The sequence below is a fragment of the Ensifer sp. BR816 genome, from assembly GCF_000378985.1.
Classification (GTDB): domain Bacteria; phylum Pseudomonadota; class Alphaproteobacteria; order Rhizobiales; family Rhizobiaceae; genus Sinorhizobium.
The window spans coordinates 134,392-155,807 of record NZ_KB905371.1 but is presented as its reverse complement, the minus strand read 5'-3'; the positions used below and the strand labels follow the sequence as shown (position 1 = coordinate 155,807).

Sequence of the window (21,416 nt, the reverse complement as noted above, 5' to 3'; positions counted from 1 at the left end):
CCTACGAAGTTCGAAAGTCTTGCGATGGGGACTGTCCGTTCGGTTTTGTCAACATCTGCCTCGCACCATTGTTTTCTTAGCGAAAACGTAGTTCAGCCAATTCAGCAACGCGAGTGTAAACCGCGTGGTTGGAGTGGAGCTTGTCAATTTTGCTGTGCATAGGACGCCATCTGGCAACACCTGGTCGAACGACGCGGACGAGTTCTCTTTTTGTTCGTATTTTGATTCGTCGTCAAGACGGCATCCGAAATATGTGACGGACGATGAACTAATTTTTCACATTGGTGATGGTCGCTTCAATTGAAGAAGAAAAGCTGGCTGCTCTCTAATTATTATGTTGGTCGAGTCGCGCTTCACGCGTTCTTCGAGCGCGAGCTACGCTCCATGCTTGCATTGGGCATCTGCCACGCCATCTCAGTACGACGCTCTCTTTAGCATTTCGCCCGACCTGCAAATTACTGCAGTTCTAACGGCCACCGGTGGGCAACTCCCTCTTTTCTCATCCGAACTCATTCTCATTCGAGATCACTTTGCATCGGACACTGAAGTCCTTCGCTGTCGCAGCCAACTCCGGATCTCTTCTCGCGCCGTGTCGTCGGCTGGTCGATGAATACCAGTACGCGGCCCAACTCGTCACCGATGCGGTGATCATGCGATCTGGCGCAGAGTCAAGCCAGATGCGCTGCTGCATCATTTCGACCAGGGCAGCCAATATACCAGCGAGCAGTTCCAGAGGCTGATGGCCAATCACGGCATTACCTTGAGCCGGTCCGGATCACGAAGGGCCGCATCGATTTCGAAAACGTCCATTTCCACTATGGCAGCCATGGGCTGCCGCTCTACACAGACTTTTCGATGTCGATTAAGGCCGGTAAACAGGTCGGTCTGGTCGGTCCGTCCGGCTCCGGCAAGACCACCTTTGTGAAGTTCATCCAGCGGCTCTATGACCCAACGTGATCGATGGCCAGGACATTTCGAAGGTGACGCAGGCTTCGCTGCGCTCGCAGATCGCGATCGTGCAGCAGGAATGCCTCTTGTTGAATCGATCGCTCGCCGAGAACATCGCCTATGGTCGCCCTGGGGCCGGCCAGGCGGAGATCGAACAAGCGGCGCGGCTCGCCAGCGCGCACGAGTTCATTGCGCGCCTGCCGAAGGGCTACGCCACGCTGGGGTCGGCGAACGCGGCGTGAAGTTTTCCGGCGGCGAGCGCCAGCGGGCGGCGATCGCGCGCGCCTTCCTGGCAATGCACGGATTCTAAACCTCGACGAGGCGACATCGAGCCTGGACTCGGAATCGGAGGCTCTGATTCAGAAGGCGATGGAGCGGCCTATGGTCGAACGCACCACGCTGATCATCGCGCACCGACGACAGTGCGCGCGCTCGACCGGCTGCTCGTCTTTGAGCGCAGCCACATCATCGAGGTGGGCGATCATCCCGCGCTGATCCGTCTCGACGGCGGCATCTACCGCCGCCTATTTGAGCGGCAGGCACTGGAATTAACTAAAGACCTCACTCAGTTCTCGTCACGCTAAGGACGTATTCGTTGCGCGCGACATCGAGGTTTCCCTCCAGACCGTCGCTGAATCGACACCTGCCGGAAGGCCGTCGCAAGCGCCGGTGCCGCGGCTCCCGCAAGCCCCGCGACGGCTTGATCCCGTTTGCTTGCAGGATCGACCAACGTTATGATTTCATTGCCGATCGCTCGCAGTTCGCGCATTAGGAAGGCGATCTTTTGATCTTCCGGCGGAGCTCGGGGCAGCCAACGTCACCTTGCTCGTGGAGCGCAAGAGCCGCTACACGGTGTATATCACAACGGCAGCCGCCACTCACGGCCGACGATCGCCTTCTCGCCTCTACCGGCCTTTGCCCGGCAGAGCTTCACCTTCGACCGCGGTACCAGGTTTCGCGGCTTCAAGACTTTGGAAGATGGGATCGTCGCCAGGAGCTGGTTCCGCGGCCCGAACTCACCGTGGCAGAAAGGCGCGGTCGAACAAGCGCATCCGCCGCTTCATACCCGGCGACACCGATCTGTCCGCCGTCAGCCAGCAGCAGCCCGTCTTCCTCGCCATCAGTCGAACGCCGCGCCACAACATCGAACGACGTGACTATGCCAGCGGCGCTGGGTGTCTATCGTTGCAAGTACGCCTAATCAACAACAATGTTGAACTTCGATTCCGAATCAATGAACTTATCGGCGACTACGTGAATCCTCGTGCACCAAGTGTGCTGAAGAACCCGATCAGGATGAGACGGCGCACTGCAACATATGTGCAAAGGCAGTTTGCGCCTTCATCGATATAGCCTTTGGATTGAGGGCAAGGAAAGGATGCTACATGCGTGCGCCATCAGGTGCTGTTGCGGGACTTTGCTCTGCCTCCGCCACCATGTTTTCAGTGGGAATGGCGTTCCTTGGCTACTGGGGATTGTATGAGCCCGACGGCTGGCGCAGCGCTGATTTTGTCATTGTGATTTTGGCGCTCGCCGGATTCGCAGCGCTTGGCTCGGTGCCCTGGATTGTGACTACCCCCGTTGCAGACGACGGCGACGAGAAGGTCATAGCCGCCAGACGAGCGTTGGCGTTGGGAGTCGTCTTGATCTGGCTGTCCGTTTTTGTCTCGGTATTCACCTAGGTTTGTCCATTCGGTCCCGGCCGGGAAAGCTGAGGTTGTCAAAGCTTCATTGATTCTCGGAGGACCAATGAACATTCACAAGAATGCCCGTTTGGCCCCCTTGCGTCGAGAGGAGCGCGCTGCGTTATCGAAGGCCGTCTTTCCATAGCCGATGCGGCGCGGACATACGGCGTGACGGCGAAGGTCGTTGGGCGCTGGGTCGAGCGTTTCCGGCGCGAGGGGGCCTGCGGCATGGCAGACCGATCCTCCCGGCCGAAGAGGAGCCCGAAACAGACCGCGATTACCGACGAGATCGCGATGCTGCGCCGCCAGCGGCTGACGGGCAAGCACATCGTCAAGCAGACGGGCATGTCGCCGGCGACGGTAGGCCGGGTGCATGAGCTGTCTCCCTGTACCGGCCGATGTACGGCTCGATAAATTTCCGGCCTATCGGAGCCGTGAAGCTACCACAGTAGTTCGCTACGCCTCGAAACCATTTTTCTTTATTTGGAGGACGCTTGCGCGCACAAGTGAGTCTGGTCGTCAAGCATCACTGCGGCCATCTCAAGGATGCCACCCCACCTTCAATGGGCCCCGGCCTTGCTGAGGTCGGTTGAAGACTGAAAGTCCAGGGCGCTTGCACGAACCCGTATGTTCTCGTGGTGGCAGCAGATCACTTGCCTTAGGCTGATCGACTAATGCGCGGCCACGCCCTGATCTTTGTTGTCCGACAGCGTGGGATGGACGTCGACGAAGTCAATCTCGAACAATCGCGACCTCTCATCGGCTTTATCAGCAAGGCTCTGCCATGCATCACGAATCGCAGCCCCGAGGAAGACCTGATCGACACCGGCATTCTCCATTTCGGCAAGCAGCGTCCCGAGCCTGTCGATGCAGTCGTCGATGTGACCTCGAAGTCGCGAGATCTGGTCGAGAGTGACCACTGGATGCGCTAGCATCCTCGGCACTATTGCCGCCGCGCGCCTTGCGAGGTCCTCCTCGCGCAAGAGAGTGTCGTGCCACTCGTAAGTCATCATGGCTGCTCCTCGTCTCGTGATGGAACATCGCCGCTTCGTACGTCCTCGTCAAGAAGGATCCAGCATGGCCCAGAGCGCGGGATGCCTATCGAAGCGCCGTTGTGTTGAATAGCTTGTTTCGAAGAACATCAAATTCTTTAACGCTTCCACGAGCCGTGCATCGGTCTGGAATGCGTCGCGACTGAGGCTTCGTTGGTCATGCGGTGTGGCTCGTACATGCCAGCGCGAGCCGTTGGTCCCAGGCCATGCGAGGTCTCCTGGATTGTCGGTGATGACGGCGACGGCGACAGATGAGGAACCGTCCGCAGCCCACCTTTCACGCCATCGGCTGGAGCAATGCCGGACGGGGTGGCCAAGCCGTCTTGCGCAAAGGCAGAAAACATCCAACCCCGATTGCTCGCGCGTGTCCCTGCGCCTCAGCGGGGAAGGCCGCGTTGTCGGCAAGAGAACCGCCGGCAGTCGAAAAATAGGACGCAATCGACACCGACTGGCGTGCCATCGTGCTACGATGATTTTTTCGCCTGTTGCTAGGGAGGTGGTGATGGCCAAGATACTCGTGCACGTGACCGTGCCTCCGAGCGACCCGACTAAGGCTGCTCTCGCATTTTTTGTCGTTCGAGCCGTGCTCGAAGAGGGTCACCATCTGGTTTTGTTTGTCGCCGGCGATGGTGTACATCTCCTCACCGCAGAGAGGGCATCAAGCATCGAAGGACTCGGCAGCGGAAAGCTTTCAGACCACTTCGAGGCGATCAATGCCGCAACGACAGGCGAGATTTACTTTTCGGGGATATCTGCGAAAGCCCGCAACATTGCCCCCGATAATATTGTTTTGCGAGGCGCTATGCCGGGCGATCCCAACAAGTTGGTGCAATTGATGGCCGGGTGCGACAAGGTGATAAGCTATTAGACGATGGCTCAGGCCGGTGGACAGCCGATGCAATGCGACGGCGAACTGTTCAGCGGCTTCGCAGGTCCGCTCGGGCCGATCGTCGCGGCCCTGGATCCCGCCACCGCAGTTCATCGAGCCGTTTTGCAGGAAGTTCCCGCAAAACGATGGACCGCCGATCGCCATGTCCTGATACGTGATGCGGCGCACGCCTCATCGCCTAGCATGGCCCAGGGCGCGGGCAAGGCAATCGAGGACGCGATTGTCCTTGCAGAGTTGTCGGTAAGGGCGATCCGATGGAAGGCATCCTTCAACAATTTCACGAGGCGCGCATCGGCCGGGTCGCGTGGGTGCAGAAGAAGTCGCGCGCCCGGGACAAGCTGAGAACGGGTTCGAGTACGATCCGAAACGCTGTCCTGCGACTGTTCGGCGACGCCTTGTACCGGCGCACCTACGAGCCGCTGACACGCCCGCTCCTGTCGTGAAAGGGCGAGGCGAGCGCCGGCTGGCCCCAGTCTCGTTCCTCAACAGCGGCTTAGATTAGTTGGGGGTGAGCACGAGAAAACTTAGAAGCGCTTAAATCGGTGCCCCAGCCCCGCTGCCCAGAACGTATCGGGTCTGAGGCTCGTGAGTGATCTAGCAAGTGCGGCTCGTATTGCCTGCGCGTGCCGTTCCCCTGCAGCGCGCTCCAAGGTCTCCTGGATTATTGGTGATGACGTCGATGAAAACAGATAGCGAATGATTCGCAGCGCATCGTGCGCGCCATTGGCACCTCCAACTCCTTCCCGACGCCCCGCGCGTTGGCACGGAAGCGGGGTCGTCGGCAGCATGCTTTTGACGATCGAGGGCGAGATTGGAATTCGAGAAGGTGGGGTTAGCCTTCGCTTTCCGGACCGCGGCAACGGAATGTGAGCACACGCGAATAGTTTGCTTACAACCACAGGACGTGGGTATCGCCAAGCATTCCGGATGTGGCAAGCAGTATCAAGTGAGAGATTGGATTGGCGCGAAGATCGGCGAGGCGAGCCCAACGTTCGGGATACCGGGTCAAAGGCCGTAATCCTCTTAAGCGGTGGGTCGGCCTGTCCCACCGGTAGCTCAAAAAGAGCAGCTCCGCAGCGAGCTGCGCCTCATCGATTCCACCAAGATTTCGGGCGACCGCCCTGCCCCATCCGCCGAACGGCGCTGAACCGCCCGTGGGCCCCCACTTCAGGGCATCGATTAGGGGATCGTCACTGTGCTCGTTCTTCAAGATAGCCATATTCGCAGCTTGGAACCGACTGGGCCGTTTCGCACAGGTGGTTACTCAGCGTGACGTGCCTTATCGGGAAGGTCGGTGTCATCGCTGATTGGACGACGGTCCACATTTGGCAACGTGACGAGCGACAATGTTGCTTGGCATTGTTCGATGTAGGACAATGATGGGCATACGAGACAGCCGGGTTCGTTCTGGGCGCTCATGTCAGAAGGTTTCTGATGGCACGCACATTGCTGTGAGGCATTTGCAGACGCGTCACGGACTAAAGATATCGCGCGGAGACGTCGAAATGTTAAGACAGTGCCTTCTGCCGCGGGCTACGCCCAGGTCATTCAGAACGTTTCAAATGCAAAGGAAAGCTGCACGGGCGCGTTTGCCGCGGCTGTCCTTCCGCGAACGCCAATTTCGCAACCGCATCGTGGCGGACCCCTTGGCTGCACCCGCGTGCAGGCTCCTTCAGAGGAAACGGAGATCGGAACCGCGAAACAGCTCAGGTGCTGGCGAACGATCCAGGTATGCGCATCCGCCGCCAGCACCGCTCGCCTTCGCGGCGCCTGCGGACTTGCGCTTATCCTTGTGGTGAGCTCGGTGTTCCGCGCCGATTACATTCGATCCATAAGCGTAGATCATAACTAAATACCATATAGAAGCGCTAGTCGCCGTTGGGGGGCCTCGGACCATCGGATCGGCCCAGCAGCTGCGCCACGAAAACCCTGCCTTCCGGATACACCCGGCAATGAAAGGCAGGACGCGCCTCGCTGCTACATTCTCGAGGTAAGAAACCATGTTGGTGCAAGTCTCTGCTGAAAGCAGCGGAGTCGAGAAGCGGCCCGCGGCATGGGGCGCGGTATTCGCGACGTCGCTCTGCATTTTCGCGCTCATCGCGTCGGAGTTCATGCCTGTTAGCCTGCTTACTCCGATCGCCTCAGATCTGGCAATAACCGAAGGCCAGGCCGGACAGGCGATTTCCGTGTCCGGAGCCTTTGCGGTTCTGACAAGCCTCTTCATCTCATCCGTGGTCGGCCGACTGGACCGCAAGATTCTGCTACTAGCGCTGACCGCCGTGATGATCGTCTCGGGGATGATCGTAGCGGTCGCTCCGAATTACGTGACGTTCATGGTTGGCCGCGCGCTCACCGGGGTCGTTATCGGCGGATTTTGGTCGATGTCCGCTGCGACCGCCATGCGCCTTGTTCCGGACGATCAGGTGCCGCGGGCGCTGGCGATCTTCAACGGCGGGAATGCGCTGGCGACGGTCATTGCCGCGCCGCTGGGGAGCTTCCTCGGCGGCCTCATCGGCTGGCGCGGGGCGTTCTTCTGTGTCGTCCCGGTCGCAGTGATCGCTTTCGTCTGGCAGTTCCTGAGTCTTCCTCCCATGAAAGTCGAGGAGCGGGCGGCATCCGGAAACGTCTTTAAACTGTTGAGCCGGCGAGTGGTGGTTCTTGGCATGGCAGCGGTCAGCGTGTTCTTCATGGGCCAGTTCGCGCTGTTCACCTATCTGCGGCCGTTCCTCGAAACCGTGACCCATGTCGATGTTTCAACACTGTCGCTCCTGCTGCTGGTGATGGGCGTGACCGGGTTCATCGGCACTATGCTCATTGGCGCGTTCCTGAAGGATGGCCTCTATCGGACGCTGGTCGTTATTCCGATGTTGATGGCGACGATCGCAGTGGCCCTTGTGGCCATCGGTGGCTGGGTCGACGCGGCGGCACTGCTGCTGGGCATCTGGGGGTTGTTCGCCACGTCAGCGCCGGTGGGCTGGTGGACCTGGTTGTCGAGAACGCTGCCGAAGGATGCCGAAGCCGGAGGCGGACTTATGGTCGCAGTCGTTCAGTTCGCTATCGCTTTGGGCGCGATCGTCGGTGGCTTCTTGTTCGACATGAGTGGTTACCAGGTGACCTTCAGCGCCAGCGCGGTTTTGCTTATGGTCGCGGCCGCGCTAGCCATCTTGACGTCCCGAGAAGCGCAAGCTTGGCCGACCTGACGGAGTGGCCGCTTCAGACGCAGCAAATGATCTATCGCATTCCAATGGCTACGCCCATGGAAAGTGCCATTGCCGCAGTGAGGTCTGTCCTTCCCCAGCTCCCAGTCCGCAAACGGCTTGCGCGTCACAGTTCCACCCGGGGGGCTGCACCGGCATCAGATAAACCTGAGTTTGGACAGCGAAGCGCGGGCGATGCTGTCATTGATATAGGTGGCGGCTAAGGTATTCGCAAACTCAGGCTCTCAAGCCCCGTACAAGGTGCCAGCGTGCCAAACATAGCTTCACACAAAGTGATCGAAGTTCCGAACTGCTTGTGGTCGGTGTCCCCATTGACAGCGAAAACCGGCTCGAGAGGGTACGAAACCTACGCGCAGATGAACCGCGTCATCGGCAGTGGGGACGTATGAGCTGCAAGGCGAAGCGCTATCACGATATCAGTTGCGGACACCGTGTTGTTGGACACGAAGGCAAATCCAGGCCACCTGCACGGGCATAACTACCGTGTACATTTCACCTGCGAAGCTGATGAGTTCGACAATATGGGGCGCGTCATTGTCTTCGGTGAGATGAAGAGCAAGCTCTGCATGTGGCTGGAAGAAAATCGGGACCATAAGATGCTCTTGTGGGAGCATGACCCGGTTGCCAGCGTGTTGACCGACGGGACAAACGAAACCGGTAATGATACGACGCTCGAAGATGGCGTCGTGGTCCCGTTCAATCCGACTGCCGAAAAGATAGCGAAGCATCTTGTGCTGGTGGTGGGTCCGCAGCAGCTCAAAGGCACAGGTATTGGGCTGGTACATTGCGAAGTTGAAGAGACGCCGTGCACGCGCTGCAGCCTCCAAAGTAAGATTTCGGGCAGATGGAGAGGTGATGAACAATAACAAAATATCGTTTACCGAGCTCAGCGCGCTGGCGGCATAGTCGGCTGCAAGAACTCGCGAAACCGTCACTGCCGGACTTCATCCGCCCGCGCTGAGCGGCGGATCACATTGACTCTCTCAGCACAGTTACTCGAATGGCTGGGAAAACGAGTTCATTGCTTCATCGAAACCCAGGACCCACCAGATTCGTGGCTATCGGCACAAGTATCGATGAACAGCATTCCTTTAAGCCCATCTTCGGCTCCTGAAAGCTCGACGCTACCTTCCGCAAGAGCGTACCCCGCGCGGCGCGCGGCGATTGCGACGCCAGCCTCGGCATAGAGATTTGCCCAGGCATCCACCAGAGCTTCACCGTGCCCCCTCGGGAGGTGTATCAGACGTTCCGCTTCGGGTAGGGTTCCATTGCCATGACCTCGCACGAAGATCTGCTCCTGTTCCCCTAAGGGCACATAACGTAGCACCTCCGCTTTTTCTTGGTCCCAGTCTAGCCCACCCTTGTCGCCCCACACACGGATGCGGAGACCGCAGTATTGGCCCGGCGCAGCCTGCGTCACCCAAAGAATCCCAGGGGCGCCATTCTCGAGACGGAAATTGATATAGGCCGTATCTTCCATCGGCTTCGGAGCTCCACAGTTGTGAAACTCAGCCCTGAGGCTGGCAATATCAAGTCCAGTAATTCTATGCAGGAGATGATACGCATGCGTCCCAATATCCCCGGTCGCTGACGTGCGGCCCACCTTCTCGGGGTCTTGTCGCCAAATAGCACCCTTGTCGCGATCGGAAAACGGACCTGTCGCCCACTCCTGAGCATACTCCACGTGTGCCTGCCGCACGGTCCCCACGGCTCCGTTTCTGATCATGTGTTTGGCCTGACGAACCATCGCGTGATGTGCGTATGGGTAAGTGATGATCATCAACCGACCCGTAGCTCTTTGAAGCTCCACGAGTTCTTTAGCATCGGAAACCGTCGTCGTCATGGGCTTGTCCAGTATTACGTCGATACCGGCCTTGAGAAAAGCGGTCGCGATACGGTGGTGTGTCCAGTTTGGCGTGACGATTGAGACTGCTTCTATACCATCGTCGCGCGCAGCTTCGGATTCTGCCATGGCGTTCCAGTCACCATACGAGCGATCGGGCGCAATCATCCATTCTGCGGCCGATGCATGTGCGTTATCCGGATCTGCTGATAGAGCTCCTGCAACGACCTCCCAGTGATTTGACAATCTCGCCCCGGCGAAGTGCCATTGTCCAACGAGACCACCCTTCCCGCCGCCGACGAATCCCAGTCGCAATCGTCGACCGAGGAGCGGGGTTCGCAAGTTGCCAACAAAGGTCATTGAGATCTCCCGTCATGAACAATTCTTCTACGCCGTCAGCTGCGGAAACCTCTTGCGTGTGTAGAGCACGACTCCTGCTTAGGTCCGAACGCGTTTGCGGATTGCCAAGCACGTACCGTGCCAAAGGAGAAGATCATCCGACATTCAACACAAAAGGGTAGCTCTGATACGGCTATGTCGCATCTCCGACATTGTCGGACATCGAGCGATCAGCGAATCTGTGCGATAACGATATGGTAAAATTAACTCTTGGCAATTCAAGCCGATATCCGTCCCACATCCTGGGGCCGGTCATTACGAGATTGAACGTCGAGAGAGATCGTGGTCGTGTCCCCGCAGGTGGTGTAGCTCGGCGGTAGCGAAGCCGCTCGCGAGCGCGTCCTCAACTGCGCCGTAGAGAGCGAGCGACGGAGCGGTGGTCATCGACGTTCTCCGGGAAGGGTCGGGTTGGTGTCAGCAACCTGATTCTCGCTGCCGGCCTCCCCTGCGACCGTGGCGAACTATGCTTCTTCGCTTGCCTCCGCAGGCAAGAAGGTGCCGACGACATCCGCTTCTTCCACCGCGGCGCCGGTGAAGAGAACCCGACGAACAATGCAGGCGTGGCAGCCATCCTGAAGGGTATCCGTCGCACAGTGGGGACAGCGGCCCGCCAGAAGGCGCCAGCGACCGTTGACTCATTCATACCCTCTTGGCCCGGAGCGGGCCGGAGACGCTCCAGGGCAAGCGTGACAGGGCTCTTCTGCTCCTTGGTTTTGCAGCCGCGGCGACCATCTGACGCCCGATGCTCTCACTTCGCGATCAGTCGCCTTGATCGTGAAGAAGTATACTAATGCGGCCGGCCTGGACGTCGAGCGGCTATCCGGCCACTCCCTCCGCGCAGGGTTCGTGACTTCGGCGGCCGAGAACCGTGCGAGCATCTCCCGCATCATGGAAGTCACAAGGCATCGCGACCCGCGGACCGTCGAGACGTATGTCCGCCGCGCCGATCGGTTCAAGGATCATGCGGGTGACGGGTTTCTCTGACCTCTGCCCAAGCTGCGGATGTCAGAAACTCATTTTTTCGTTCCGAAGGAACTCGTTGAAAGTCAGATGGGGAACTTTCTCTATCTTGCAAATGTTGGGAATTCGCCGCTTAATCGAGCCCGCATTCTGCGGGACAAAATCCTCCATGCTGACCACCGGTATCCCCAGGGTTTTAGCGAGAGCGACAATCGATAGGTCAATGAGTCCGATGGTTTTTTTGCTGCCGCCAATGAATTCGGAGATATGTTCCTTATAATCGCTCTGCATCCGAGCGACATGATCGATATATGCTTGCCAGTCCCACTTTGTATCTCCTACCTCGAGGATCATCGCACTTTTGCAAGCATGGATGACGGAGCCGACAGTGCCGGGAATGTGGCACATCTCGTCATGAATCTCCTTCGTTACTGCGATAGTTTTCCCTTTGAGGTGGCCGCCGCAGAATGCGCTCCACAACGACTTATGTATGTCGTCCGGCATCGTCTCGAGCGGGTTAGAAATGCCTGAAGTGTCGAAGCAGTATTTTACCATCAACTGCCAAACCGTTCACGTATATCGTATAGATGCCGGAGGTTTTGGATCCCCATATATTCAGCGGCATTGTGATTTGTAATCCGCCCGGTATTCCATGCTTCGATCACCAGCCCGGTATAAAGGTCGCCGAGCGAATTCTTATAGCGGCTACCATAGTACGAGGATCTGCCAAAAGATTTGAAGGCTCTTTCTTGGGCATCGAATTGTGGCTTCTTTATCCGCCAATAGTAATCGGCAACGACGTATCGAAGTTGCACCAGACGAACCAGCATCGCATGTGCACTGACACGCAGTTCGTTTGCGGCGGTTTCGAGATCGAGATCCGAAATGTTCGGCGCCGGCATATCGGGGGTGCTACCGATCAGCCGTTCAACGGCCGTTTTTGGCATAAGGAAGGCCGCGGCGAACCGATCGCACCAGTTCTCAACACCGTTTGTCGAGGATAGAGGCGAGATGATCCCGCTCTCCTTGAGCATCACATGCCCAAACTCATGCGCAAGCGTGAATATCTGAGCTCCCGGTGACTCGTTTCCGAAAACAATGACAGGAAGCGGAAACTGTACAAAGCAAATCCCGCGCGCACCAAACTCGCGTATCTCGGTCGCCTTAAGAGTCAGAACTCCAAGAAATTCGATATGGGATCGGAGGATATTTGGCAGCTTGACCTTATCGGCCGCCTTCATGCCCATTTGCTCATCAATGGTAAAACCCATTGCCTGGCGAACGTCCATAGCCGCTACTTCAACGTTCTTTGACGTATCGCAGAAGAGTGATTTAGGGAAATCGATCGGTCTCTCCCCCAGTTCTTGGAAGAGGTCTAGCGCGTTCTCCCTTTGAGCTTCGGCCCACTCTTGAATGTCGCGAAGTCCTCGATCGTCACGGTCGATGTCAATTCCGCGATGGGCTCTGAAATCTGGGACTAGTTCGGACTCTCGCACCGGTGGGAGCGTGCGCATAAAGAACTCTAGAAACGAGCGCTGGTAAATGTCGGCGAGTTTGCGCGCTTGGGCGACCGTCGGTGCGTCGAGGGCGCTTTCCCATGCGAGAATACGCTCGGGTTTTTGATGCATTTTCTCAGCGACTTCTTCGACAGAGATGCCCCGCCTCTCCCGTGCCCAACGAAATACGTCAGGGTTGTAATTGGGTCTCTCTTTTTTTGCTGCAGCGGCCATGAATCAATGATAGCGCGAATGATTAAGATTTCGATATGATCGAAAATCAAACTTTCGGTGTGCTGTATAGGTGTCACTTCCTGCCGCAAAGCGCAGCGATAACGGTGATTATCGCTACCTGTTTCCCACCGAACACTTCATGTTCGCCGGCTGCATTGGCGCGAGCATGAGGCGCTGGCAGCCTTCCGACCCTCACCGCCTCGGCATGACCGTCAATCATGTTGCCCAGGCGACAAAAGCCCTTTCGCGCGCCTGAATGAAGCCCTCTGCGCATAGGCTCCGGAGCGTTCCTTCAGGCACGTGGATGGCCTTGGCCGCGCCTTCGGTGGAGACTAGCCAGTTCGGCAGCGGCTTGCCCGTCTGATAGATCGTCATGATGTGGCCCCGCAGCGAGGCGCATCTACCGCTGCACTGCCCCGTAGCTCATTCCCGACCGTTCCCTCATCCAAGGCAGCCACTCACCGTGAGGCATCGAGGCCTTCAAGATGATTAGCTCTCTCCCCATTCTCTACTGCCTCCGATCGATGAACGTGGCGCGCTGTCTGCTCGTCCTCGGCCTTCTGGACCCGACGGATAAAGCCATAGTCCACCTCCCGGTCTGCCTTCTTTCCGCGGCTGTAGTGGACGAGAATCAGGTACATGGCGCCGGCGAGTGCGTGGCGGATATAACTTTTGCCGGCAACCTCCTGGACATGCCAGAGGATGAAGCCGAGCGGCATCTTGTCCCACGCGTCGAACCACGAGGAAGCATCCGATCCACTTGCTGCTGGCCCGCACGAGGTCGCTGGTGACCCAGAGCGACGTTTTCGGCAATCAGGCCTTGGTTGCCCTTAGTCTCGCTTAGCGTGGCAAGGACGAGGCGGAGGTGGCCATGGCCGTGCTTGGCAAGGATCCGGCCGAGTGTGCCGGCGGCTCGCTTCTGTCCCGGTACCGGCATTTCGTTCGCCGGGATGATCTTGATCGAGAACTCAGCACAGATGGTGCGGACCTGGGCCTCGCGCGCAGTGTCACTCGCGGACGATGGTGGCTCGACTGAGCTGTGAGCAGGTGCCGCGCGGCGATGGCATCTGCCTCGTCTGCGTTGAGATCGTCCTTGGCGACGGCCTGGAGGAGCGCTGACAGGGCTCCAGGCACATCGGCAGCGCTGGTTACCTTCGGGAAGTTGTCGACGGTCACTACGCGTCCGCGGCGCACCGGTGCGATCCGCTCCATGCAAAGCTTCAAGGCAGTACTGTCGCCCGCAAGGGCTGCTTTGATCGCCTTTCGAGTGAGCTTCGTCGCAACCTTGCCGAGAAGGGCGTCGATCGCGGGTGTCGTCTGAGATCTGGCACCCTCGCCTTGCCAGGGTTGCCCTTCGCAAAGCGTCCTTTACGGTCGCGAGGACGGTGCCATTTTCTGTGTCAATGCGGCCTCGTCCGTTCGGATGACTTGGCGCCATCGTTCAACGGTTTGTTGCCGCGCCTTTGGAAAAGCGGCGAGATGAGTGGTTTCAGCGCGTAGGCGAGGGCCTAGCAGACCTTGAACAAAGGCTATCTGGCTTTGACCCCGGATCTCTTGACAATAATGATGACTATTTCCGCGGTGTTCGCCGCAACCCAGGCAGCTATGCGGACCGCGCAAAATGAGAAGCACGAGGCGCTTCGCAACGGGATCCTAAACGTGGCGGCTGGTCAAACTCTGGACGAGACACTCATCGGTAGCTTCATAAGCTGCATCAACCAGTTCTCGCCGGCCCACCTTTGCGTACTGGCTGGCAAGTCCGGTGTCGTCAGGAAGTTCGAGAGCGATGGCAGCCCGGTGCACGGCGGTCGCAGGCGCAGGCCCGGATCGTGCGCCGCATCTTCAGCGAATACGCGGCTGGCAAGTCGCCGCGCCTGATTGCGAAAGAGCTCAATGCGCAATCCGTTGCCGGTCCTTCAGGCCACGGCTGGGGACCGTCCACGATCCATGGCAACCGTCACGCAGCACCGGCATCTCAATAACCAGCTTTATGTCGGGAAGCTGACCTGGAATCGGCTGCGCTACATCAAGGACCCTGAGACGGGGAAGCGGGTTCACGCCCGAACCCCGAATCGGCGCGGATCGTTCAGGATGTGCCCGAGCTGTGCATCATCGATGACGCGCTCTGGCAGGCCGCCAAGGCGCGACAGGGCACGTGCGACAACCGCCAGACCATGCAGCGTAAGGAGCGGCTTCGCGAACACCTCATGGAGCCGGAGCTCTTCGCGCTGTTCTGCGAGGAGTACACGCGGCACATGAACGCGCTTCGGATCGAAGCCACTTCCGCGCACGCCAGCTATCGCGCCGAGTTGACGAAGGTAACGCGGGACATCGTTCGGCTGGCCACCATCTGGGATGTCACGCCGCGACCGCAAGTGGCGTCGCGTTTCTCGCGGCTATAATGCCGGCTGCGACACGCATCTGGATCAGGTCGTTATGAGTTCATGCTCTGGCCGCGAGAAATTCCGTCGGACTAGAAACGGTAAGTGACGCCGGCGCCAATCAGCCATGGATCGAGCTTGGCCTTGCCGCTGACCCCGGCGCCACCGACATTGGCCTCGAAATCCGGTCTGAGGAAGATTTTCTTCGCGTCGAAGTTCACGCCCCAATGGTCGTCGACCATATAGTCGAAGCCGGCCTGTAGGGCGACGCCGAAGGTGTTCTTGACATCAAGACTACGGGCACTTTTGCCTGACTGATTGTAGAACAGCGTATAATTGACGCCCGCGCCGACATATGGCCGGAAGGTGCCGAAATCGGTGAAATGGTATTGAAGGGTCAGGGTTGGTGGCAGCAGCCAAGTCTTGCCGATCTCTCCGAGCCTTGAGATTGAGCCACTGCCGTAAACATTGGCGTAGGTCGTGCCGAGGATGAGCTCCGCAGCGATATTCTCGTTGAAGAAATACGAGATGTCGAATTCCGGTATGACCGTATTCGAAAAGGAAAGATCCGAACCTGGCAATCCGTCGACGCGGCCGGAGTCGTTGGTGATCACGTTAAGCCCCCGCAAGCGTATCTGCCACGGGCTGCTGCCTGCCGCTGCAGCCGCAGGCTCCGCCGCTGTCAGATCCGTCGCTTCCGCGGTGGAGGCGGCAACCAATGCTGCGGCGGTGATGATGGCGCGGACAATGTTGCTGGATAGCATTTTTTCCCCCTTCGATCCGAGATTGGTGACGGCCGGGGGTAGCATCGTTTGGCGCGCCGCGGTTTGAGCCAGATCAAATGCAACTAGACTGTTTGTCGCAGCAGCGATTTGGCGTCGCCGGTGACATCAGCGGCCACAACGCTCGTGCGGTGCTGCATGGCAGCTGTGCTATTCGGGCATAGACATCGCCCGAGCAGATCGCCGGCCGCCAGCTTGCTGACGGTGTGGCGCCGTTCGTGTGCGCACCGAGCAGGTCTGCCGCTTCATCTATTGGAGGGGAGATTATGCGCTGAGCTCTGTCGGCACCTCCCGGATCCCGTCGCAAGCGCGGCCGCCGCGGTTCCGGCAAGCCGAGACAGCTTCACTCCTCCAACAGGACCCGATCAGGGCCTGTCTATTTTTGTGCCATTCTCTTGGTCGATTTAATGCAAAATGAAGGTACGCTACGCCGGAACGCTCCATTTATTGCTCCTCAGACACAGCAATTCGAACATTTTGGCTTAATCGCATCGACACAGCTCTCATCCGAAGCTCTTGCGAAGACGAACCTGTCTCCAACGTCGCGCCAGAGACCATTGATAATGGTTGCGAGCGGAAGCGAGCAGTTCACAACGCGCCTCTTTACGAAAACCCGGACATCAAAAGATTCAAAGCTATGGCTGTGGCGAGCCTCCAATTGTCCGATAGACATTTCGTGGCACGGCGAGCCAATCGCCGCCCTGCCCTTTATCTCACGGCCAGCTCGCGATACACCCTCTAGCGTTGCTGGCCGGGCTTGCCGGGCGATGGCAGTTTGGACATTTCACAAGCCAAAGATGGGGGGCGCCAATCCCGGAAAAACGCGGTGAGCTTGTAGAGCGCCTCATGACCGCCTTTCGTCCCGAGCGCGAGCGCCGGGAAAGCAAGCGCCAGGCGATCGATCCAGTGCTTGTCCGGGCAGGATGCGGTGTGGCACACGATCTCCAACGGCTACCTCCGCTGGCAGGGGATCGACGCGACCTCGCGACAGATGCCCTTTCTACCGCGGTGCCTCGAGCCGGGGAGTGGCGCGGCATGAGCGGTACGCACCAGATCGCGCATCGCTCACTGCGGCGCAGGCGGAGATCTGGCTGGCCGAGCAACTCACGCCGGGCACGGCGCAGTACGACATCGCCGAATATCTGGAGATCGACGGGCCCGTCGATGCGGTGCTGTTCGAGCGGGCGCTTCGCCAGGTAGTGTGCGGAGGCGCAGAGCCTGCACGTGCGTTTCGTCGACGACAGCGACGGGCCGCGACAGATCCGGTGCCACCGGACCGACTGGTGCCTTCCGGTGATCGACGTCACGGCAGCGACAGGGTCCTGCAGAAAACCCCGTCTGGCTTCGACGTCTCGGTTTGGGAGTTTTCTTCTGGCCGCTGATCGAAGGCTGCGCCTGATGCTCGCCCGGGCAGGCAAGCACCAGGATCCGGCTTATCTCGCCGCGACCATCATGCGCTGCGGCGTGACCACACTGCACGTCGTGCCCTCCATGCTGGACGCTTCCTGCAGGAGCCAGCAGCGGGCGACTGCCGGAGCCTGCGGCGCGTGATATGCAGCGGCGAGGCCCTGCCGGCGGTTGCAGGCCCGCTTCGTCGCCAGCCTGGGACGTCGTCCTGCACAATCTCTACGGGCCGACGGAAGCCGCCATCCGCGACCATGACGCGGCGTCCGTGCCGATCGGCCGGCCGATCTGGAACACTCGGGTGTGTATGTGCTCGACCGCAGCCTGCGGATTGCACGCAGCGACAGCTACCTCGTTCCGATTGGCTATTCCTTCAACCTCGACGGAACCTACATCTGCATGACGCTGGCGGCGCTCTTAAATCAGGCGGAAATAGCAAGGATGTTCGCCCGCGCTAAGCTCATAGCATTTCGCGTGCGTGGCAGGGAACATCCGTTGCGCGCGCCACGCCCCATCGGCTAGGATCTTGGCATGAGAGATTCGGCAGCAAGATCTTCCACTTACGATACGGTCGTTCCGCTTGCGAATAAGCGGACCGAGCCCGACGCGCCAGTCCAATCGGCCAAGTACCCGGAACTGCGGTACATGGGCTCGAAAAAGCGCCTGCTGCCGTGGATCTATCAAATCCTGAATGACCTCGACTTCGAAAGTGGGATGGACCCATTTTCGGGTACTGGCAGCGTCGGTTACCTCATGAAGTCCATGGGCCGGCGCGTGATCGCGTCCGATTTTCTCAATTTCTCCAGCCTCGTCGCGCGGGCAACCATTGAAAACAGTAACGTGAGGCTCGACGGCAAAAGCATCAAGAAACTGATAGACCCCGATCCGGGCCCGACCGATTTCATCGAGCGCACGTTTCAGAACGTATTCTATACGGCGGAGGACTTGAGGTTCCTGGATCGAGTTTCCGGCAAGATTCGACAGCTTGAAGGACGACATGAGCAGGCCCTCGCATTTGCGGCCTTGTTCCGCTCCTGCGTAAAACGTCAACCTCGTGGTGTCTTCACAATTTCAGGAAATCTCGATCACTATAACGACGGACGGCGGGATTTGCGTCTTTCGCTCGAGGAGCACTTTCTCGAACAGATCGAGGTGTACAATAACGCCGTGTTCGACAACGGCCGTCGGAACCGGGCCTTGAGGGGAGACGTATTCGAGGTCGGATCAAAAAAGGTAGACCTCGTCTATCTCGACCCCCCTTATGTTCCGCGCTCCGACGACAATTGCTACATCAAACGATATCACTTCCTGGAGGGGCTATCCTGCTATTGGGAAGGCATGCCTGTCGACGGGACGACCAAGGTCAAGAAAATCGCCAAACGGTATACGCCATTCAGTTACCGCAGGACGGCCGTTGACGCATTCGACCGGCTATTCTCCATGTTCAGGAAATGCACCATCGTTCTCTCTTACAGCTCAAACGGATACCCCGATCTGCCAATTCTGGAAGAGCTCATGCGCAAACATAAGTCAAGCGTGCGAGTTTTTGAAAAGCCGCATCGATATCACTTTGGTACGCATAGCCGCGTCGAACGGTCGGCCGTCACCGAATACCTGATTGTCGGGCGGTAATGCAGGTCATCGAACAAAACATCGACGACGTCGTTGCCAATCTCAGTCCGCTGTCAGTCGACTGGATGGACGATGTCGCAGCGTCAGCAATTGCCTCCCTTTCCGCCCTGCCGAAGAAGACCGAATACAGCCGGGCCGACGTCGGAGCCCTGTTGAGCGCCAACTTCGAAGAGGGGCTTCTCTGCATTAGACTGTTTCTCGCTCTTTCGAAGGACAGCATGGAGACGGAACTGCGCAGCATCCTTGGCAGCGGCGGAATTGGAGCGAAGCGATATACAAGCGATCCGCAGGGTTACCTTGACGCATTGGAGAGCCTGGGCCTCCTTGAAGCGATGGCAACCACAATAAATTATCAGCCGGTATGGAGCGATATTCTGGTAGAGCGGCTTCGCTCTGGGCGCGGGTCGGCCATTCAAGGACAACGCCGTGGGAGAGGCCTGGAAGATTTCGCCGAAGCGTTGGTAGCCGAGGTCTTCGGCGAAGGTGGGTATGAGACCCGCTGCACATTTACTGGCGCAGATGGATCAACAGCGAAATGCGACGTTGTCGTCCCGGATCGGAATAAGCCGCGCATCGTGATAGAGTCAAAGGCCTATGGCGCCACCGGCTCGAAGATGACGGATATCATTGGAGATCTCGATGCGATCATCGCGGCAAAACGTCACGACACGCCTCTCTTGTTCCTGACTGACGGCCTCACGTGGAGAGCTCGCATGTCCGATCTGCGCAAGATCGTTCAGCGCCAGAACCAAGGCAAAATCACGCGCATCTACACGACCAAGATGCGCGAGCAGTTTCTCAACGATCTCAATACGCTTAAGAACGAATTCGGGCTTTGAGCTCGTTCAGTGCTACCGTCCAGACCGCATCCCGTCCGTGCCGGTCGCTGGCATGGCGCTGATCCTCGGCATCGACCGCTTCATGTCGGAATGGCGCGCAACGCCATGACCCCGATGGACGCGTTTAGCGGTCATGAGCGGCCATCAGCGCGGGCGTTGCGGCGCAGATGGCATGAACACGGCGATAGCGATAAGTCGTCATATCGGCAATGATCGCCTTGATCTCCTCCACCAAGTCCTGATCAGCAAGGGGAGGTCGTCCAAGGGTTCGGAAGGGATTGCGTCACGCGCTCGGCAATGTTTGCTGAGCAACACAAAGGGTTACGCACACAGCCGTCATCGCGAACTGCCCCTGGAAGATCGCGTCCGGGGACGTGCCACTACGCGTCTCAATTATTTGCGATGTAACAACCGTTGTTGGTCTAATTCCAGGGCGCCTTTTCTGAGGATTTTCCGATTTCGATCGGTGACGCCGCGCCTTGCTCCCATCCGGGGGCCTTTACCTCGCCATGGGCAAGCAGGACTTGGCGACAGTCCTCGTCCCAGATGGCCGCTCGATTTTCCGCCGCTGGGGCATACCGACCGACTTCTGCAGCGACCTTTGCGGCGTGCCGAAAAGCTGCAGCGACGCTGCCTCTCTGATGCGCCGAGCTCGAACCACGCCGCACGCGCAATTCATGTCATTAAAATCATTTCAAGCGGTTCCTGGAGTTGACGCAAAGCTGCTTCGCTGCGCAATTTATCGTGCAAGGTACGGTCCCGCGGGCCGCACGAGGCTTCCCAGTGACCGAGACGGATGGAGACAAACTTGAGTGACCAAGAATGGGACGTGAGCATCAACAGCTTTGGCGTGAGACAGCCTACCGCGCCGTACGAGCAAAAGGGTATGGGACCGCGGCAGCCAAGGCCACAAACTGGCCCCGGTCCGCGCCAGCCATCTGCACCATCTAAGCCTGCTCCCGCGAGCCCACCCCCCGCGAAAAAGTGATGTGAACATGGACCGAGACCAGATCAGGTTCAACGTTCTCCGAAACGCACTTTACCACACCTCTCGTCGGCTTAGGTTTGACCGCTGGAACCGTTGGTTCAACTTCATGGTGATTCTGCTTGGCGCCACAGCCATGACAGACTTTCTGAGGACGTTCGGGATTGACGTCTCTCAGAGCGCTTTCGGAGTGGCCGTGGCCGCTGTGGGCGCGGCCTCGCTTGCCTTCGATTTCGGAGGGAAAGCGAGGGATCATCAGAGCCTTCAGCGCGACTATTATAATCTTCTTGCTGAGATCGAGGAGAATCTGACGCCATCGCCGCAGGACTTGGCCGTTTGGCAGAGCAAGATGATTCGGATTGCCGGCGATGAGCCCCCAACATTGAGGGCGTTGGATGCGAAGGCATATAATGACGCTATTGGCGCCACCGAATTGTATGGGCCTGGCGAGAGAATTAAGATCCCTTGGCTTCACCGATTTCTTGGTCAGATCTGGGCTTATGAAGGATACGACTACAAGAAGCTTTGCGAATTGCCAGGTTACGGGAAGTCGAGTGAGACGGATCATCACTCGCTCCCGAATAGATGAGGAAGGTGGGGTCAACCTCAGTAGGTGCTGCTTCGGCGTCTTCCTTCCAAGCGAACGGCTCAACTATCTCACCGGCATCA

23 protein-coding genes and 4 pseudogenes are annotated in these 21,416 nt (G+C 58.4%); 19 read left to right on the top strand and 8 right to left on the bottom strand.

The window, feature by feature from the left end; all coding sequences use genetic code 11:
- Positions 1-573 precede the first annotated feature (573 nt).
- The 5 genes and pseudogenes from RHIBR816_RS37745 to RHIBR816_RS34765 all read left to right on the top strand — a co-directional run.
- A pseudogene (locus tag RHIBR816_RS37745) lies at positions 574-778 on the top strand (DDE-type integrase/transposase/recombinase); the annotation flags it as partial.
- Positions 766-1,532, top strand: a pseudogene (locus RHIBR816_RS34770) (ABC transporter ATP-binding protein); the annotation flags it as partial. The pseudogenes RHIBR816_RS37745 and RHIBR816_RS34770, both read left to right, overlap by 13 nt.
- 47 nt (positions 1,533-1,579) lie before the next feature.
- A pseudogene (locus RHIBR816_RS38655) lies at positions 1,580-2,064 on the top strand (IS30 family transposase); the annotation flags it as partial.
- 269 nt (positions 2,065-2,333) lie between these two features.
- Entirely contained in the window at positions 2,334-2,630 is a 297-nt protein-coding gene (locus RHIBR816_RS0130335; RefSeq protein WP_018240353.1) for a hypothetical protein, read from the top strand.
- Positions 2,631-2,697: 67 nt separating this feature from the next.
- Positions 2,698-3,005: pseudogene (locus RHIBR816_RS34765) on the top strand (leucine zipper domain-containing protein); the annotation flags it as partial.
- Between the two features lie 299 nt (positions 3,006-3,304).
- On the opposite strand, the gene RHIBR816_RS0130325 reads toward RHIBR816_RS34765, so the two are convergent.
- Complete coding sequence (locus tag RHIBR816_RS0130325) at positions 3,305-3,646, bottom strand: hypothetical protein (protein ID WP_018240351.1); 342 nt, start codon at positions 3,644-3,646, stop codon at positions 3,305-3,307.
- Positions 3,647-4,187: 541 nt separating this feature from the next.
- On the opposite strand from RHIBR816_RS0130325, the gene RHIBR816_RS0130320 reads away from it, so the two are divergent.
- From RHIBR816_RS0130320 to RHIBR816_RS36630, 5 genes are all read left to right on the top strand, one after another.
- A complete protein-coding gene (locus tag RHIBR816_RS0130320) occupies positions 4,188-4,553 on the top strand; it encodes a DsrE family protein (protein WP_026187610.1) in 366 nt (121 codons plus the stop codon).
- 3 nt (positions 4,554-4,556) lie between these two features.
- Positions 4,557-4,916 carry an FAD-dependent monooxygenase gene (locus tag RHIBR816_RS39105; RefSeq protein WP_157628274.1) on the top strand — a complete coding sequence of 120 codons (360 nt, stop codon included), beginning with the start codon at positions 4,557-4,559 and terminating at the stop codon, positions 4,914-4,916.
- Entirely contained in the window at positions 4,829-5,017 is a 189-nt protein-coding gene (locus RHIBR816_RS38115) for a hypothetical protein (RefSeq protein ID WP_018240349.1), read from the top strand. Before RHIBR816_RS39105 ends, RHIBR816_RS38115 begins: the two co-directional genes overlap by 88 nt.
- A 1,557-nt stretch (positions 5,018-6,574) precedes the next feature.
- Positions 6,575-7,774: an MFS transporter gene (locus tag RHIBR816_RS0130305; protein ID WP_018240347.1), complete on the top strand. Its 1,200-nt coding sequence runs from the start codon at positions 6,575-6,577 to the stop codon at positions 7,772-7,774.
- 452 nt (positions 7,775-8,226) lie between these two features.
- Positions 8,227-8,658, top strand: a complete 432-nt coding sequence (locus tag RHIBR816_RS36630; RefSeq protein WP_198294193.1) for a 6-carboxytetrahydropterin synthase — start codon at positions 8,227-8,229, stop codon at positions 8,656-8,658.
- Positions 8,659-8,810: 152 nt separating this feature from the next.
- Here RHIBR816_RS36630 and RHIBR816_RS0130295 read toward each other — a convergent pair whose 3' ends face one another.
- The gene (locus RHIBR816_RS0130295) at positions 8,811-9,995 is read right to left on the bottom strand and encodes a Gfo/Idh/MocA family protein (RefSeq protein WP_026187608.1); all 1,185 of its coding nucleotides are present in this window, start codon (positions 9,993-9,995) and stop codon (positions 8,811-8,813) included.
- 771 nt (positions 9,996-10,766) lie between these two features.
- On the opposite strand from RHIBR816_RS0130295, the gene RHIBR816_RS0130285 reads away from it, so the two are divergent.
- Entirely contained in the window at positions 10,767-11,018 is a 252-nt protein-coding gene (locus RHIBR816_RS0130285) for a tyrosine-type recombinase/integrase (protein WP_084811354.1), read from the top strand.
- 21 nt (positions 11,019-11,039) lie between these two features.
- Here RHIBR816_RS0130285 and RHIBR816_RS0130280 read toward each other — a convergent pair whose 3' ends face one another.
- The 4 genes from RHIBR816_RS0130280 to RHIBR816_RS37280 form a co-directional block, all read right to left on the bottom strand.
- A complete protein-coding gene (locus tag RHIBR816_RS0130280; protein WP_018240342.1) occupies positions 11,040-11,549 on the bottom strand; it encodes a DUF4411 family protein in 510 nt (169 codons plus the stop codon).
- Positions 11,549-12,724 (bottom strand): ImmA/IrrE family metallo-endopeptidase, encoded by a 1,176-nt coding sequence (locus RHIBR816_RS0130275; protein WP_018240341.1) that lies wholly within the window; start codon positions 12,722-12,724, stop codon positions 11,549-11,551. Before RHIBR816_RS0130275 ends, RHIBR816_RS0130280 begins: the two co-directional genes overlap by 1 nt.
- 216 nt (positions 12,725-12,940) lie before the next feature.
- The gene (locus RHIBR816_RS37735; protein ID WP_157628273.1) at positions 12,941-13,099 is read right to left on the bottom strand and encodes a hypothetical protein; all 159 of its coding nucleotides are present in this window, start codon (positions 13,097-13,099) and stop codon (positions 12,941-12,943) included.
- An 83-nt stretch (positions 13,100-13,182) separates the two neighbouring features.
- The gene (locus RHIBR816_RS37280) at positions 13,183-13,443 is read right to left on the bottom strand and encodes a hypothetical protein (protein WP_018240339.1); all 261 of its coding nucleotides are present in this window, start codon (positions 13,441-13,443) and stop codon (positions 13,183-13,185) included.
- 152 nt (positions 13,444-13,595) lie between these two features.
- Here RHIBR816_RS37280 and RHIBR816_RS38225 point away from each other — a divergent pair, with 152 nt between their 5' ends.
- The 3 genes from RHIBR816_RS38225 to RHIBR816_RS0130250 all read left to right on the top strand — a co-directional run bounded on the left by RHIBR816_RS38225 (position 13,596) and on the right by RHIBR816_RS0130250 (position 15,126).
- Positions 13,596-13,760, top strand: a complete 165-nt coding sequence (locus RHIBR816_RS38225; RefSeq protein ID WP_157628272.1) for a hypothetical protein — start codon at positions 13,596-13,598, stop codon at positions 13,758-13,760.
- A gap of 793 nt (positions 13,761-14,553) precedes the next feature.
- Positions 14,554-14,706, top strand: coding sequence for a recombinase family protein (locus RHIBR816_RS39100; RefSeq protein WP_157628271.1), 153 nt, complete (start codon positions 14,554-14,556; stop codon positions 14,704-14,706).
- A 111-nt stretch (positions 14,707-14,817) separates the two neighbouring features.
- Positions 14,818-15,126 (top strand): hypothetical protein, encoded by a 309-nt coding sequence (locus tag RHIBR816_RS0130250; RefSeq protein WP_018240336.1) that lies wholly within the window; start codon positions 14,818-14,820, stop codon positions 15,124-15,126.
- 71 nt (positions 15,127-15,197) lie between these two features.
- Here RHIBR816_RS0130250 and RHIBR816_RS0130245 read toward each other — a convergent pair whose 3' ends face one another.
- Both RHIBR816_RS0130245 and RHIBR816_RS0130240 read right to left on the bottom strand, forming a co-directional pair.
- Positions 15,198-15,869, bottom strand: coding sequence for an OmpW family protein (locus RHIBR816_RS0130245; protein ID WP_018240335.1), 672 nt, complete (start codon positions 15,867-15,869; stop codon positions 15,198-15,200).
- Positions 15,870-16,625: 756 nt separating this feature from the next.
- Entirely contained in the window at positions 16,626-16,835 is a 210-nt protein-coding gene (locus RHIBR816_RS0130240) for a hypothetical protein (protein ID WP_018240334.1), read from the bottom strand.
- 77 nt (positions 16,836-16,912) lie between these two features.
- Between RHIBR816_RS0130240 and RHIBR816_RS37720 the strand changes: the two genes are divergently transcribed.
- The 5 genes from RHIBR816_RS37720 (at position 16,913) to RHIBR816_RS0130205 (ending at position 21,336) form a co-directional block, all read left to right on the top strand.
- A complete protein-coding gene (locus RHIBR816_RS37720; protein ID WP_026187606.1) occupies positions 16,913-17,269 on the top strand; it encodes a hypothetical protein in 357 nt (118 codons plus the stop codon).
- 325 nt (positions 17,270-17,594) lie between these two features.
- Entirely contained in the window at positions 17,595-17,813 is a 219-nt protein-coding gene (locus tag RHIBR816_RS0130225; RefSeq protein WP_018240333.1) for a hypothetical protein, read from the top strand.
- Positions 17,814-17,822: 9 nt separating this feature from the next.
- On the top strand, positions 17,823-18,923 hold the full coding sequence (locus RHIBR816_RS0130220) for a DNA adenine methylase (RefSeq protein WP_198294192.1): 1,101 nt from the start codon (positions 17,823-17,825) through the stop codon (positions 18,921-18,923).
- A complete protein-coding gene (locus RHIBR816_RS0130215; protein ID WP_018240331.1) occupies positions 18,923-19,762 on the top strand; it encodes a DpnII family type II restriction endonuclease in 840 nt (279 codons plus the stop codon). The genes RHIBR816_RS0130220 and RHIBR816_RS0130215 overlap by 1 nt, the downstream gene beginning before the upstream one ends.
- 995 nt (positions 19,763-20,757) lie before the next feature.
- Positions 20,758-21,336 (top strand): hypothetical protein, encoded by a 579-nt coding sequence (locus tag RHIBR816_RS0130205; protein WP_018240328.1) that lies wholly within the window; start codon positions 20,758-20,760, stop codon positions 21,334-21,336.
- Positions 21,337-21,416: the final 80 nt, after the last annotated feature.

What these genes read in the sequence shown, in the direction of transcription:
- RHIBR816_RS37280 (WP_018240339.1), bottom strand. Translation starts at nt 13,443, where the DNA reads ATGCCGCTCGGCTTCATCCTCTGGCATGTCCAGGAGGTTGCCGGCAAA.
- RHIBR816_RS0130305 (WP_018240347.1), top strand. Translation starts at nt 6,575, where the DNA reads ATGTTGGTGCAAGTCTCTGCTGAAAGCAGCGGAGTCGAGAAGCGGCCC.
- RHIBR816_RS39105 (WP_157628274.1), top strand. Translation starts at nt 4,557, where the DNA reads ATGGCTCAGGCCGGTGGACAGCCGATGCAATGCGACGGCGAACTGTTC.
- RHIBR816_RS0130275 (WP_018240341.1), bottom strand. Translation starts at nt 12,724, where the DNA reads ATGGCCGCTGCAGCAAAAAAAGAGAGACCCAATTACAACCCTGACGTA.
- RHIBR816_RS0130335 (WP_018240353.1), top strand. Translation starts at nt 2,334, where the DNA reads ATGCGTGCGCCATCAGGTGCTGTTGCGGGACTTTGCTCTGCCTCCGCC.
- RHIBR816_RS38225 (WP_157628272.1), top strand. Translation starts at nt 13,596, where the DNA reads ATGGCCGTGCTTGGCAAGGATCCGGCCGAGTGTGCCGGCGGCTCGCTT.
- RHIBR816_RS0130215 (WP_018240331.1), top strand. Translation starts at nt 18,923, where the DNA reads ATGCAGGTCATCGAACAAAACATCGACGACGTCGTTGCCAATCTCAGT.
- RHIBR816_RS0130320 (WP_026187610.1), top strand. Translation starts at nt 4,188, where the DNA reads ATGGCCAAGATACTCGTGCACGTGACCGTGCCTCCGAGCGACCCGACT.
- RHIBR816_RS0130295 (WP_026187608.1), bottom strand. Translation starts at nt 9,995, where the DNA reads ATGACCTTTGTTGGCAACTTGCGAACCCCGCTCCTCGGTCGACGATTG.
- RHIBR816_RS0130325 (WP_018240351.1), bottom strand. Translation starts at nt 3,646, where the DNA reads ATGATGACTTACGAGTGGCACGACACTCTCTTGCGCGAGGAGGACCTC.
- RHIBR816_RS0130280 (WP_018240342.1), bottom strand. Translation starts at nt 11,549, where the DNA reads ATGGTAAAATACTGCTTCGACACTTCAGGCATTTCTAACCCGCTCGAG.
- RHIBR816_RS0130220 (WP_198294192.1), top strand. Translation starts at nt 17,823, where the DNA reads ATGAGAGATTCGGCAGCAAGATCTTCCACTTACGATACGGTCGTTCCG.
- RHIBR816_RS37735 (WP_157628273.1), bottom strand. Translation starts at nt 13,099, where the DNA reads ATGACGATCTATCAGACGGGCAAGCCGCTGCCGAACTGGCTAGTCTCC.
- RHIBR816_RS38115 (WP_018240349.1), top strand. Translation starts at nt 4,829, where the DNA reads ATGGAAGGCATCCTTCAACAATTTCACGAGGCGCGCATCGGCCGGGTC.
- RHIBR816_RS0130205 (WP_018240328.1), top strand. Translation starts at nt 20,758, where the DNA reads ATGGACCGAGACCAGATCAGGTTCAACGTTCTCCGAAACGCACTTTAC.
- RHIBR816_RS0130245 (WP_018240335.1), bottom strand. Translation starts at nt 15,869, where the DNA reads ATGCTATCCAGCAACATTGTCCGCGCCATCATCACCGCCGCAGCATTG.